13 protein-coding genes are annotated in these 12,301 nt (G+C 68.9%); 5 read left to right on the top strand and 8 right to left on the bottom strand.

Translation table 11 applies throughout. From position 1 onward, the window contains the following. Positions 1–38 precede the first annotated feature (38 nt). Complete coding sequence (locus EV647_RS32370) at positions 39–914, bottom strand: tetratricopeptide repeat protein (RefSeq protein ID WP_134009744.1); 876 nt, start codon at positions 912–914, stop codon at positions 39–41. After that, positions 911–1,360: a hypothetical protein gene (locus EV647_RS32365; protein ID WP_134009742.1), complete on the bottom strand. Its 450-nt coding sequence runs from the start codon at positions 1,358–1,360 to the stop codon at positions 911–913. The genes EV647_RS32370 and EV647_RS32365 overlap by 4 nt, the downstream gene beginning before the upstream one ends. An 82-nt stretch (positions 1,361–1,442) precedes the next feature. On the opposite strand from EV647_RS32365, the gene EV647_RS32360 reads away from it, so the two are divergent. After that, the gene (locus EV647_RS32360) at positions 1,443–1,847 is read left to right on the top strand and encodes an HIT family protein (protein WP_134009740.1); all 405 of its coding nucleotides are present in this window, start codon (positions 1,443–1,445) and stop codon (positions 1,845–1,847) included. A 3-nt stretch (positions 1,848–1,850) separates the two neighbouring features. Here EV647_RS32360 and EV647_RS32355 read toward each other — a convergent pair whose 3' ends face one another. Next, on the bottom strand, positions 1,851–2,990 hold the full coding sequence (locus EV647_RS32355) for an epoxide hydrolase family protein (RefSeq protein WP_134009738.1): 1,140 nt from the start codon (positions 2,988–2,990) through the stop codon (positions 1,851–1,853). A 63-nt stretch (positions 2,991–3,053) separates the two neighbouring features. On the opposite strand from EV647_RS32355, the gene EV647_RS32350 reads away from it, so the two are divergent. Next, positions 3,054–4,016: a YafY family protein gene (locus EV647_RS32350; RefSeq protein ID WP_134009736.1), complete on the top strand. Its 963-nt coding sequence runs from the start codon at positions 3,054–3,056 to the stop codon at positions 4,014–4,016. Here the strand turns inward: EV647_RS32350 and EV647_RS32345 are convergent. Genes EV647_RS32345 through pgsA form a run of 3 tightly spaced genes read right to left on the bottom strand, consistent with a single transcriptional unit; the run spans position 3,992 to position 6,622 of the window. After that, positions 3,992–5,089, bottom strand: coding sequence for a glycosyltransferase family 4 protein (locus EV647_RS32345; RefSeq protein ID WP_134009734.1), 1,098 nt, complete (start codon positions 5,087–5,089; stop codon positions 3,992–3,994). The two genes, EV647_RS32350 and EV647_RS32345, sit on opposite strands and share 25 nt — an antisense overlap. A 10-nt stretch (positions 5,090–5,099) precedes the next feature. Beyond that, the gene (locus tag EV647_RS32340) at positions 5,100–5,969 is read right to left on the bottom strand and encodes a phosphatidylinositol mannoside acyltransferase (RefSeq protein WP_134009732.1); all 870 of its coding nucleotides are present in this window, start codon (positions 5,967–5,969) and stop codon (positions 5,100–5,102) included. Further along, on the bottom strand, positions 5,969–6,622 hold the full coding sequence (gene pgsA / locus EV647_RS32335; RefSeq protein WP_134009730.1) for a phosphatidylinositol phosphate synthase: 654 nt from the start codon (positions 6,620–6,622) through the stop codon (positions 5,969–5,971). Before pgsA ends, EV647_RS32340 begins: the two co-directional genes overlap by 1 nt. 108 nt (positions 6,623–6,730) lie before the next feature. Here pgsA and EV647_RS32330 point away from each other — a divergent pair, with 108 nt between their 5' ends. The 3 genes from EV647_RS32330 to EV647_RS32320 all read left to right on the top strand — a co-directional run bounded on the left by EV647_RS32330 (position 6,731) and on the right by EV647_RS32320 (position 9,634). Then, positions 6,731–7,693: a hypothetical protein gene (locus tag EV647_RS32330; RefSeq protein ID WP_238175073.1), complete on the top strand. Its 963-nt coding sequence runs from the start codon at positions 6,731–6,733 to the stop codon at positions 7,691–7,693. A gap of 87 nt (positions 7,694–7,780) precedes the next feature. Then, positions 7,781–8,698 (top strand): hypothetical protein, encoded by a 918-nt coding sequence (locus EV647_RS32325; protein WP_134009728.1) that lies wholly within the window; start codon positions 7,781–7,783, stop codon positions 8,696–8,698. Between the two features lie 15 nt (positions 8,699–8,713). After that, positions 8,714–9,634: a hypothetical protein gene (locus EV647_RS32320; protein WP_134009726.1), complete on the top strand. Its 921-nt coding sequence runs from the start codon at positions 8,714–8,716 to the stop codon at positions 9,632–9,634. Positions 9,635–9,682: 48 nt separating this feature from the next. Here the strand turns inward: EV647_RS32320 and EV647_RS32315 are convergent, their stop codons facing one another. Together EV647_RS32315 and thrS are read right to left on the bottom strand one after the other, a co-directional pair. After that, positions 9,683–10,252 carry an HIT domain-containing protein gene (locus EV647_RS32315; protein WP_134009724.1) on the bottom strand — a complete coding sequence of 190 codons (570 nt, stop codon included), beginning with the start codon at positions 10,250–10,252 and terminating at the stop codon, positions 9,683–9,685. Then, positions 10,249–12,270 (bottom strand): threonine--tRNA ligase, encoded by a 2,022-nt coding sequence (gene thrS, locus EV647_RS32310; RefSeq protein WP_134009722.1) that lies wholly within the window; start codon positions 12,268–12,270, stop codon positions 10,249–10,251. The genes EV647_RS32315 and thrS overlap by 4 nt, the downstream gene beginning before the upstream one ends. Positions 12,271–12,301 lie beyond the last annotated feature (31 nt).

The following is a 12,301-nucleotide window of genomic DNA, read 5'->3' as shown; positions in this document are numbered from 1 at the left end:
CCATGACCCCCGCGCCGGAGGCGCGGCATTCAACACAGTCATGATCCCCATTTCCTGTTGATCCAGCGGCGGACCAGCGGGGGGACCACCCAGGAGTAGACGCAGAAGCCCAGCCAGACCATGGCGAACGCGAACGACAGCGGCGCGAGCCCGGCCGCGCGGAGGCCGTAGATGACCGCGACCGCTCCGATCCAGACGACCAACGGATTGATGCGGGCGAACGGGCGCAGCGGAACCATCAGCGGATGGTTGAACAGCTTCGCCTCGCGGGCGGCGGCCCGCAGATCGGCGTCACCCGGTTGCGACGCGGCGGCCGACCGCAGCGAGTTGTATCCGGCTCGCGAGTCGCCGGTCAGCATCGACGCCGTACCGTGCAACGCCCGCGCGTTCGGGTCCTCCGGGTCGTACGACAAGGCTTCGGTGCTGTGCCGGTGCATGTCGCGGTCCTTGCCGAGCGCGAACGCCACCTGCGCACGGGCCGCCGAGACCGCCACGCTCTCCGGCGCGTGCGACGCCGCACGCTCGACCAGGGCACTCGCCTTCTCGGCCTGCCCAGCCGCCAAACAGACGTGGGCGTACCCGAGCAACAGATCCGGATCGTTCGGATCGAGGCTCAGGCCCTGCAGGAACGCGGCCTCGGCCTCAGGCAGACGGCCCTCCGAACGCAGCGCGGACCCGAGAACGTGGAGCATCGCGGGGAACGGGCCGTGCTGGGCAAGGCCGTCCCGCAGTACGTCGACCGCCTCGGCGTCCCGCTGCAACGCGTGCAGGGCGGCGCCGCGGAACAGGTACGCCCGGTAGTCCAACGCGGCATCACCGGACAGCCCCTGCAGCTCGTCGAGCACGCGCTCGGGGCGGGCGATCTGCAGCCAGTGCGCGGCCATCCGCAGCCGTGCCTCACTCGGTTCGTTCACAGCACCACCGTCACCAGGAAGAGGATCAACGCCTCGGCGATCGCGCCGCCGATCGTCACCGCGATTCCCCAGCCCCACAATGATCCGTAGTCCGCGCCCCGCAACTGGAACGCGCGGTCCATCGGACGCTGCAGCCGCAGTTGAACCAGGCAGCACAGTACGGCGACCACGCGGATGCTCACCCGGAGACCCGACGTGACGCCGGCGTCGTCGTACAGCAGGACGAACACGCCGATCACCGCGAGCAGGCCGACCAGCCCGGTCAGCAGGATCAGCCGGCGCTTCGCGGCGTCGACACCGAGCCGGCCCGCGTTGAGGAAGGCCACGGCCGTGGACGCGAGCACGCCGCCGAAGAACGCGACGTACGTCTGGGACAGCAAGCGCCACGGGCGCGCCGACATGTCCAGGCCGGCGCCGACGGTCGGGCGCAGGAGTTCGTCCGGCATCGGGCTCCAGGTGCAGATGGGCAGTGCAAATGGGCAATGCAAATGGGCAGGGTTCGGCTCGCGCAGTGTATAGCCTGGGCCGATGAGCGAGAACTGCATCTTCTGCGGGATCGTGGCCGGCACCATCCCCTCCACGCGGGTCGCCGAGACCGACCGGGCGATCGCGTTCATGGACATCAACCCCGGCACGACCGGACACCTGCTCGTGGTGCCGCGCGAACACTCGACCGATCTGCGCGAGGCCGCTCCCGAGGACCTCACCGCCGCGACCCTGCTCGCCCAGTCGCTGATCTCCCGGGTGATCGACCGCCTGGACGCCGACGGCGCCAACCTGCTGAGCTGCATCGGCGCCGAGGCGTGGCAGTCCGTCTTCCACACCCACCTGCACGTCATCCCCCGCTACAAGGACGATCCCCTCCAGCTCCCCTGGCACCCGACTCCCGGAGACCTGGAGGAGATCAACGCAACAGCCGCCAAACTCACCTGAGCCTCATAGCCCGGAGAAGAACTCGCGAAGGTCCTGGACGAGCAGGTCCGGCGCATCCTGGGTGGCCCAGTGGCTGCCGCGGTCGAACTCGTGCCAGGAAACGATGTTCGCGTGGTCCCGCTCGGCGAACCGGCGGAGCGGACGGAAGTCGAACGCGAAGCTGGCCAGCGCGGTCGGCGTGGTCGTCGGCTCCTTCGGATGCTCGGCGTGCTTGTCCTCGTAGTAGAACCGCGCCGACGACGCACCGGTGTTCGTCAGCCAGTAGATCGTCGCGTTGGTCAGGACGTGCTCGTCGGAGCAGGAGCTGAGCAACTGGGCGATCCACGCGAGCTGACCGGTCGGCGAGTCTGCCACCGCGTGAGCGATGTTCTGCGGAGCCTGCTCCTGCAGCTTCGCGTACGCGCCCAGGTTCTCGTTGAAGAACTGCAGGAACTGAAGGTACCCCTGCTCCTCCTCGGTGAGGTTCTCCAACTCCGCCGGGTCCCCGCTCGGGAACGAGAACAGCTGGGTCACGTGGACGCCGAGGACGTGCTCCGGGTCGACACGTCCAACCTCCGGGGACACGTAGGACCCGCCGTCGTTGCCGTGGGCGCCGTACCGCTCGTAACCGAGCCGGCGCATCAACTCCGCCCAGGCGGCGGCCACCCGGTACCTGTTCCAGCCGCGGTCCTTGGTAGGGCCGGAGAAGCCGAAGCCGGGAACCGACGGGATGACCAGGTGGAACGCCTGCTCGCCGTTCTGCGGGTTGGTCAGCGGCTCGATCAGGTCGACGTACTCCAGCGACGTGTTCGGCCAGCCGTGAGTGAGGATCAGCGGGATCGCGTCCGGGTCGGCGGACCGGACGTGGAAGAAGTGGACGTTCTGCCCATCGATCTCGGTGACGTACTGCGGGTAGGAATTCAGCCGCTCCTCCCATTTCCGCCAGTCGTACGACGTCAGCCACTGGCCGGCGAGCCGCCGTACGTAGGACAGCGGTACGCCGTACTCCCACTCGGGCGGTAGCGGCCCGGTCTGGACGGCGTCCGTGTAGTCGATGTCGAGCTCGTTCGCCCACCGGGTGCGGGTGAGGCGGTCGCGCAGGTCGTCCAGGTCCGCCTGCGGAATGTCGATGCGGAAGGGCCGGATCTCGATGTTGTTCGTCATGTCCTTCACGCTAGAAGCCCATTAGGCGGGTTAGCTTCCTAAATGCATGCGAGACTTTCGCACATGATCGAGACCTCGGCACGGCTGCTGAAGCTGCTCACGTTGTTGCAGTCGCCGCGCGACTGGACCGGTGCCGAGCTGGCCGAGAAATTGCAGGTCAGCGCCCGGACGGTGCGCAGCGACGTCGAGCGGCTGCGGTCGCTCGGCTATCCGGTGGACGCCACCCGTGGATCCGTGGGTGGTTACCGGCTGGGGGCGGGAGCTGCGCTGCCGCCGTTGCTGCTGGACGACGACGAAGCCGTAGCGGTGACGATCGGGCTACGGAAGGCCGCCGGCGTCGCCGGAGTGGAGGAAATCTCGCTACGGGCGCTGAGCAAGCTGGAGCAGGTGCTGCCGTCGCGACTGCGTCGGCGAGTCAACACTCTCGCCGGATACACAGTGCAGGTGCCGGCGGACGAGGTGGGTCCGCAGGTCGATCCGGAGCTGCTGACGCAGCTGACCGGGCTCTGCCGGGACCGGGAGCAGCTGCGGTTCGACTACCTTGCACATGACGGTTCGGAGTCGCTCCGGCGGGTCGAACCGCACCGGCTGGTCAACTGGGGCCGGCGCTGGTACCTCGTCGCGTTCGACCTGGAGCGCGGAGACTGGCGGACGTTCCGGGTCGATCGGGTGCGGCCGCGGATCCCGACCGGTCCGCGGTTCGCTCCGCGCGAGCTGCCCGAGGACGGTGACGTGGCGGCGTACGTGTCCCGGCGGGTGTCCGCCGCGGCCTGGCGGTACCGGGCGTCCGTGGAGGTCGCCGTACCTGCGCCGATGCTTGTGGAACAGCTGACGCCTGCCGTCGGAGTCGTCGAGCCGATCGACGAGGAGCGGTGTCTGCTGCGGACAGGGGCCGACAGCGTCCAGAATCTCGCTCTGCATCTCGGCCTGCTCGACGCGGACTTCGTCGTACTCGACGGTCCTCCGGAGCTGACGGCGTACGTGGCGCGGCTGGCCGAGCGCTACCGGCGCGCTACGAGTTCGTAGACCGAGAGCAGGTCTGGCAGCAGGACGGACCAGTCGTACTTCGGTGCGGCGGCCAGTCCGACGGAGCGGAGACGCTCGCGCTCATCGGGTCGACGTAGTAGCCGGAGTGCACGGGCCGCCAGCTCGCCGGCGTTACCGGGCTCGAACAGCTCGCCCAGCTGACCGCCCTCCAGTACGTGCCGGAACGCGGGCAGGTCACTCGCCAGCACCGGTGCACCCGCCGCCATCGCCTCCAGCAACACGATGCCGAAGCTCTCGCCCCCGAGATGCGGGGCGACGTAGACGTCCGAGCCCGCCAGCATGTCCGCCCGAGCCTCGTCGTCGATCGCGCCCAGGAACAGCACGTTGTCTTGATACCGCGACGGCAGCGTCTGGTCGGCTTGCCCTGATCCGGCGACCAGGACCTTCAACCGTGGACGCTCGGCAATCAGCGCCGGTACGGCGTCCAGCAGCACGCCGAGGCCCTTGCGCGGCTCGTCCAACCGGCCCAGGAAGCTGATCGTGCCGTCCTCGCCCATCCATTCAGGGCGCGGACTGCCCTTGAACCGGGCGGTGTAGAGACCGTTCGGGATCACGACAGCCTCGCCGCCGATGTGCTGGACCATCATCGAGCGCGCGTTCTCGGAGACCGCGATCCGGGCGTCGATCTTCTCCAGCGCCGGCCGGAGCAGGCTGGACGCCACGCTCATCGCCCGGGACCGGACCTGCCAGGTGTGGAACGTGGCGACGAACGGCCCGTCCGCGGACCACAGCGCGATGATCGACGCGCTCGGCGTGGTCGGCTCGTGGACGTGGACGACGTCGAAGTCCCCGTCGGCGAGCCAGCTCTTCACGCGCGCCGCCGTCCGCGGACCGAACGTCACGCGGGCGACCGACCCGTTGTACGGCACGCCGACGGCCCGTCCGGACGAGACGACGTACGGCGGGATCGCGCTGTCCGAGGACTCGTCGACCGGGGCCAGGACCGACACCTCGTGGCCGAGGGACAGCAGCGCCTCGGCGAGGTCGCGGACGTGGTTCTGCACCCCGCCGGGCGTGCCCAGCGAGTACGGGCAGACCACGCCGATCCTCACGGCTCAATTCTCACCCGTCGAGGAAGATCCGCTGCAGCATGTGCCAGTCCTGCGGGTGCTGGGCGATCCCGAGCGCGAAGGCGTCGGCGCAGCGCTGGGTCATCGCCGCCGCGCCGCCCTCGGGATCGACCACGTCGTGGAAGGTGATGACGAGTTCCGGGCCGTCGTAGTGCAGCGTCGCCGGGATCAGCGGTGCGCCGGTCTTCAGACTCAAGGCGGCCGGTCCGGCCGGCATCCGCGACGGCCGGCCGAAGAACGTAACCGGGACACCGCGCTCGGACAGGTCTCGGTCGGCGACCAGGCACACGAATCCCCCGGCCCGCAAACGGTCCGCGAGTACGCCGGTGACGTCGTCGTCACCGCCCGTCAGCGGAAGCACCTCCATGCCGAGTTTCTTCCGGTACGCGATGAAGCGGTCGAACAGCGACTCCGGCTGCAGGCGTTCCGCGACCGTCGACACCGGCATCCCGGTCAGTCCGGCCCAGGCGCCCGCGTGGTCGTAGTTCGCCAGGTGTGGCAGCGCGCAGATCACGCCCTGCCCTGCGGCGTAGGCGTCCCGCAGCACCTTCTCGTTCACCGTCCGGACCCGGCCGACGATCTCCTCGTCGGACCACTCGGGCAGGCGGAACGCCTCCTGCCAGTAGCGCAGGTACGACCGCATCCCGGCGTGCGTGAGCTCGTCGATCTGGGCCTCGCCTGCTTCCGGACGTACGGCGGCCAGGTTGCCGCGCAATCGCCGTACGCCGCGGCCGTTGCGGCGGAACGTGCGGTCCGCGGCGAGCTGGAACAGCCACGTGACCGTCCGCTCGGGCAGGCGTCTTACCAGGGTCCAGGCGAGCGCGAAGGCCAGGTCGACGACCCGGTGCCGGACCCGTTCCATCAGGCCTTGGGGTCCGGCGGCGTGTCGAGGCCCGCGTTGGACGGGTCGGCCAGGACCTGCTTGCGCACCGAGAGCGACCGCTGGACAACGGTGATCGTGCTCGCCGCGGCGACGTACCAGATCACGATCTCCAGCAGGATCGGCAGGTTGAACACGTCGGAGAAGAACGCGAGGACCAGCGTGAACACCAGGCGGTCAGCGCGTTCGGCGAGGCCACCGCTCGCCTTCAGCCCGAGGCTTTCCGCCTTGGCCCGCGCGTACGACGTGACCGCGCCCATCACCAGCGCCCACAGCGTCACGGCCGCCATCAGCGTCGAGTCGCCGGCGTGCGAGTTCGCGTAGAACATCACCAGGCCGCCGTAGACCGCGCCGTCGGCGATCCGGTCCAGCGTCGAGTCGAGGAACGAGCCCCACTTCGACGACGTACCCGACGTCCGGGCCATGTGGCCGTCGATCAGATCCGAGAACACGAAACAGGTGATGACCACCGTGCCGATCCACAGCTGGCCGCGCGGGAAGAAGATCAGCGCTCCGGCGGACACACCGATGGTGCCCACCAGCGTGACCACGTCGGCGCTCACACCGAGCTTGAGCAGGAGGGTGGCGATCGGCGTGATCACCTTGGTCCAGAACTGCCGGAATCTGTTAAGCATGGCGACGCGATCGTAGTTCACCAGGGTCACAGCCAGGTGACGCGGCACGGGTTTCGGCCTGCGTCGGGCCCCCGCACGGAGGATGCTGGGGGTGAGGAGGTGACCGGCATGGCTCGCAGGCAGCTCGCGCGCGGGCTCGTCCTCCTGCTCGCGGCGAGTGGTTGCGCCGCCGGTTGCTCCGTCGCGCAGCGCGCCAACGGCACTGCGCCGGCGCCCGTGCCGCCCTCGGTGGTCATCCCGACCGTCATCGCTCCCCCACAGCCCGAGGGACTCGACGGTACGTCGGCGGCGCCCGGGCCACAGGTGTGTACGGCGATCACGCGCCCGCTGACCGCGAAGTTCCGCGGCCCGGTCACGGCCAAGCCGGGCGCCTGGAACGACGGCGGACTTCCGGCGATGGACCTCTGCACCCTGCTGCTCGGAGACCGGCCGGTCACGATCGGCGTGAGCGCGCTGCCGATCCAGCCGGACACGCTCAGCCGGCTCGTGGAGAATCCCGGGGCGGTCGAGTCGCTGCCGGAGCTCGGGCCGGAAGCAACCATCAGCGAGTCACGGATCGTCTTCCGGGTCGCAGACCGTGCGGTGCGGATCAGCCCGGCCGGCGGCATCGACCGCGATCCCGCGGACGGGATCGAGAAGGCGCGCGCGATCGCGATCGCGCTGGCCGCGCGGGACGCCGTACCCCGCACCCTGCGGCCGGCCCGGCAGTCGGACCAGACGTGTCAGCTGTCGACCGCGGCGGCCGAGCGGTTCATCCAGCTGCAGGTGCAACTGCGGCGGGACTACCGGGTGAAGGGTGCGCTCACCTGCATCTGGGGAACGTACGACGCGACCGTGTCGATCGTGGAGGCGTTCGACCAGGCCACGATCCCGGAGGCGCAGCAGGTCCCTCCGCCACGGTTCGCGCCGATCGGGCAGCCCGGGTACTACCTCCCCGAGGCCGGCGAACTCGTCTTCCGCCAGGGCCGCCGGGTCGTCCGCGTCACCGCGCTGACGAACCCACCGCGCGAGGTCACCCTGGCCACGCTCACCAACCTGGTCGACCCGATGCTCCCACTCTTCCTGCGCTGAATCTTCTTGCGCTGAATCTTCTGGCGCTGAACTTTCTGGTCCAGACCGGCGTCCAACCACCATCTAGCAGCAATGGGGGTGGTGGAAATGCGCACACTTCTCAGGTACGGCGGGTTGATGGCCGCCGCGACGCTCACCACAGGACTGCTCACGGCCGGCACGGCGACGGCGGAGCAGAGCGGGACGACGGCGCCGTGCAGGATCTCGGTCGGCTCGGTGACGGCCGGCGGGGATCACCGGATGCAGACCTTCTCGGCGACAGCGCCGGTCACGAAGGTCACCGACAAGATCGTCGCGAAGGACGTCTACCCGGACGGCCAGACGAGGCTGAGCGCCGCCGTCCGGTACGGTCCGGGCGAGGGCTCGGAGTTGCACACCGGCCAGGTGGTGCTGGGATCGGTGCTGTACGACTTCTCGTACCGGACGCCGGTCGGCGGCGGGACGGTGTCGCAGAAGCGGCTCACGCGGGTCGGGCCGGGCTGGCAGAACTACCGGAGCCTTGACCGGTCGACGGTAGGGGCGAAATCCGTCGAATGGTCGCTCACCAACGACGGGGCTGAGTTGGAGCGCCGCACCGTCAAGACCGAGAACGGGCGGGTCTACCGTCACATGGACGGTTGGGCGTCCAACTTCCGCGGCGTGAAGGGGATGGCGTTGATCAGCCAGACCTCGACGTACGACACGTTCCTGATGACGCACAGCACCGGCCGGCTGTACACCGCCCGCCTCCCGCGCGTCAGCGGGCACATCATCCAGCCGGTCGTGAAGCCGATTCGGATGTCGACCTGGGGGGTGTTCGAGACATTGGTGGCCGCACCGTGCGGTCAAGGGACGATCGTCCTCGGCATCGACCGCGACACCGGCAACGGCTGTCTGTACTCCGTTGGCCACGCCAACGGTCTGTCGACAGTCATCAAGGGCCTCGGCAAGGCTCCCGGCACGTTCAAGGACCCGGTGTACTTCAGCTGGACCAAGTACAGCGACCCACTGCTCTTCGGCGAATAACCACCTGGGGGACGAATGAACAAATGGACGAAGTACAGCGCAGTTCTGGCGGCGGGGGTGCTGAGCGCCGGTCTCCTGACCGGAACGGCGTCGGCGCAACCCAGCGCGACCGCCCGTAGCTGCGGGCTCAATCTCGGATCGGTGACGGCCGGCGGCGATCACCGGGAGCAGGTCATCACGGAGGAGGGTGCCGTGGTCGACAACTGGATCGTCGCCAAGAACCTCTTCCCCGACGGACAGGTCCGGCTGAGCGCGACGGTCCGGTACGGCGCGGCAGAGGTCGGCGGTATGGCGCACGTGGGCCCGGTCATCATGGGTTCGACGATGTACGACAGCACCTACGTGACGGCGAACGGCCAGGGTCCCGTGACGGAGCGGCAGCTCACCCGAGTCGGCCCCGGTTGGCAGGTCTACCGGAGTCTCGACCGGTCGACGTACGTCACCGCGACCGCGCAACGCGAGACCGAGTACTCGCTGCACAACGACGGCACGCTCTACCGCCGCAACGTCACCTACAAGAACGGTGTGGCGAGTCGGCAGGTCACCGGATGGCAGTCCGGCTACCGGGGCGTGAAGGCGATGACGCTGATCAGCCAGACAGCGACGTACGACACGTTCCTGATGACGCTGACCTCCGGCAAGCTGTACACGGCCCGGCTGCCGTTGGCCGGCGGGCACATCATCCCGGGTGTGGTGAAGCAGGTCCGGGGCTCGACGTGGCAGGGGTTCGAGAGGCTGGTGGCGGCTGCGTGCGACGACGGCGTACTGCTGCTCGGCATCGACAAGGACACCGGCTCGGCGTACCTGTACAAGGTTGGCCACGCCAACGGTGCCGCGACCTCGATCAGGATGATCCGCAAGGTGCCGGGCTCGTTCAAGGAGCCGGTCTACTTCCACTGGCAGCTCTTCAGCGGCGAGCGGCTGGCAGGCGACTGAGCCGTGACAATCGCCCCACCCGATCCGCCGGGTGGGGCGATTCGTTCGTTACGGCCAGGACTTCGCGAGGAGCGCGCGGGTGTCCGGGAGGAGTTGGGGCAGGACCTTGGTGTGGGCGATCGCCGGCATGAAGTTGGTGTCGCCGGCCCATCTCGGGACGACGTGCTGGTGCAGGTGGGCGGCGATGCCGGCGCCGGCGATCTCGCCCTGGTTCATGCCGATGTTGAAGCCGTGCGCCCCCGACACCGTGCGGATCGCCTGCATCGCCTGCCGGGTCAGGGTCGAGACGTCCGCGACCTCCGCCTCGCTCAGCTCGGTGTAGTCGGCGACGTGCCGGTACGGCACGACCATCAGGTGGCCCGGGTTGTACGGGTACAGGTTCAGGACGGCGTACGCCGCCTCGCCGCGGTGCACGATCAACGCATCCGCGTCCGGCAGCCCCGGCAGCCGGCAGAACGGGCAGCCCGCACCGGCCTCGTCACTGGTGGGCTTGTTCTCGCCCTCGATGTACGCCATCCGGTGCGGCGTCCACAGCCGCATGAACGGATCGGGCACCCCGACCCCGTCCTGCCCCACCAGTTCCTCAGGTGTGTACGGCGAGTCGGGGGTGTCCGTCATACCTGCACGCGCTTCGCTACGGAGCCGACGATCTCGGACACGGCGTCGGCGATCGGTACGCCGTTCTTCTGCGTTCCGTCGCGGTACCGGAAGGAGACCGATCCGGCCGACATGTCGTCGTCGCCGGCGATCAGCATGTACGGCACCTTGGCCTTCTGGGCGTTCCGGATCTTCTTCTGCATCCGGTCGTCGGACGCGTCGACCTCGACCCGGATTCCCTGCGCCTTCAGCTGTTTGGCGATGTCGAACAGGTAGTCCACATGCCCGTCGGTGATCGGGATGCCGATCACCTGCACGGGAGCGAGCCAGGGCGGGAACACGCCGGCGTAGTGCTCGGTCAGCACCGCGACGAACCGCTCGATCGAGCCGAAGAGCGCCCGGTGGATCATCACCGGCCGCTGCCGGGAGCCGTCCGGCGCGGTGTACTCCAGCTCGAACCTCTCCGGCAGGTTGAAGTCCAGCTGGATCGTCGACATCTGCCAGGTCCGGCCGATCGCGTCCCGGGCCTGGACGGAGATCTTCGGGCCGTAGAACGCGGCGCCGCCCGGGTCCGGGACCAGCTCCAGGCCGGAGCCCTCGGCAACTTCCCGGAGCGTCTCGGTGGCCTCCTCCCAGACCTCGTCGGAGCCGACGAACTTGTCCGGGTTCTTGGTGGAGAGCTCGAGGTAGAAGTCGTCCAGGCCGTAGTCGGCGAGCAGGCCGAGCACGAACGTCAGCAGGTTGCGCAGCTCGTCGCGCATCTGCTCGCGGGTGCAGTAGATGTGCGCGTCGTCCTGGGTGAAGCCGCGGGCGCGGGTCATACCGTGCACGACGCCGGACTTCTCCAGGCGGTAGACCGTGCCGAACTCGAACAGCCGCAGCGGCAGCTCCCGGTACGACCGGCCGCGGGCCGCGAAGATCAGGTTGTGCATCGGGCAGTTCATCGGCTTCAGGTAGTAGTCCTGGCCCTGCTTGCGGATCTGCCCGTCCGCGCCGCGCTCCTCGTCCAGGTGCATGGGCGGGTACATGCCGTCGGCGTACCAGTCCAGGTGACCGGAGGTCTCGAACAGCTGGCCCTTGGTGATGTGCGGTGAGTAGACGAACTCGTAGTCGTCCTCGACGTGCCGCTGGCGGGAGTAGTCCTCCATCACCTTCCGCAGCACACCGCCCTTGGGGTGGAACACCGCGAGACCGGAGCCGATCTCGTCCGGGAAGCTGAACAGGTCGAGCTCGGTGCCGAGCTTGCGGTGGTCGCGCTTGGCGGCCTCCTCGAGCCTCGTCAGGTACGCCTTGAGCTCGTCGCGCGACTCCCACGCGGTGCCGTAGATCCGCTGCAGCTGCGGGTTCTTCTCGCTACCCCGCCAGTACGCCGCCGCCGTACGCATCAGCTTGAAGTTGCCGAGGTACCCCGTGGCCGGGACGTGCGGGCCGCGGCACAGGTCCTTCCAGGCCACGCTGTCGTCGCGCCGGACGTTGTCGTAGATTGTCAGCTCGCCGCCGCCGACCTCCACCGAAGCGCCCTCCGCGGCGTCCGCCGCCGAGCCCTTGATGCCGATCAGCTCGAGCTTGTACGGCTCGGTCGCGAGCTCGTCGCGCGCGTCGTCGTCGGAGACCACCCGGCGGCTGAACCGCTGCCGCTCCTTGATGATCTGCTGCATCTTCTTCTCGAGCTTGGTCAGGTCCTCCGGCGTGAACGGCGTCGGTACGTCGAAGTCGTAGTAGAACCCGTTCTCCACCGGCGGGCCGATGCCGAGCTTGGCCTCCGGGAACAGGTCCTGCACCGCCTGCGCGAGGACGTGCGCCGTCGAGTGCCGGATGATCGCCCGGCCGTCCTCCGACGCCGCCTTGACCGGCTCGATCTCGTCGCCGTCGGCGACCACCCGGGACAGGTCCCGCAGCTCACCGTTGACCCGGGCGGCGATGGCGGAGCGGTCCTGGCCGAAGATCCCGGCGAACAGCTCCCCGATCGTCGTCGTCTCGGTCACACTCCGCTCAGCCTCGCCCTCGACGCCGATCAGGTGGACCTTGACTTCCGACACGTGCACTCCTCAGGTCTCGACCAGCCGAATA

The organism is Kribbella sp. VKM Ac-2566 (genome assembly GCF_004366005.1).
GTDB classification, from domain to species: Bacteria; Actinomycetota; Actinomycetes; order Propionibacteriales; family Kribbellaceae; genus Kribbella; species Kribbella pratensis.
This window is presented reverse-complemented; position numbering and strand designations above follow the sequence as displayed.

Coding starts and splice junctions, on each gene's coding strand:
- EV647_RS32365 (WP_134009742.1), bottom strand. CDS start 1,360: ATGCCGGACGAACTCCTGCGCCCGACCGTCGGCGCCGGCCTGGACATG.
- EV647_RS32360 (WP_134009740.1), top strand. CDS start 1,443: ATGAGCGAGAACTGCATCTTCTGCGGGATCGTGGCCGGCACCATCCCC.
- EV647_RS32355 (WP_134009738.1), bottom strand. CDS start 2,990: ATGACGAACAACATCGAGATCCGGCCCTTCCGCATCGACATTCCGCAG.
- EV647_RS32350 (WP_134009736.1), top strand. CDS start 3,054: ATGATCGAGACCTCGGCACGGCTGCTGAAGCTGCTCACGTTGTTGCAG.
- EV647_RS32340 (WP_134009732.1), bottom strand. CDS start 5,969: ATGGAACGGGTCCGGCACCGGGTCGTCGACCTGGCCTTCGCGCTCGCC.
- pgsA (WP_134009730.1), bottom strand. CDS start 6,622: ATGCTTAACAGATTCCGGCAGTTCTGGACCAAGGTGATCACGCCGATC.
- EV647_RS32330 (WP_238175073.1), top strand. CDS start 6,731: ATGGCTCGCAGGCAGCTCGCGCGCGGGCTCGTCCTCCTGCTCGCGGCG.
- EV647_RS32325 (WP_134009728.1), top strand. CDS start 7,781: ATGCGCACACTTCTCAGGTACGGCGGGTTGATGGCCGCCGCGACGCTC.
- EV647_RS32320 (WP_134009726.1), top strand. CDS start 8,714: ATGAACAAATGGACGAAGTACAGCGCAGTTCTGGCGGCGGGGGTGCTG.
- EV647_RS32315 (WP_134009724.1), bottom strand. CDS start 10,252: ATGACGGACACCCCCGACTCGCCGTACACACCTGAGGAACTGGTGGGG.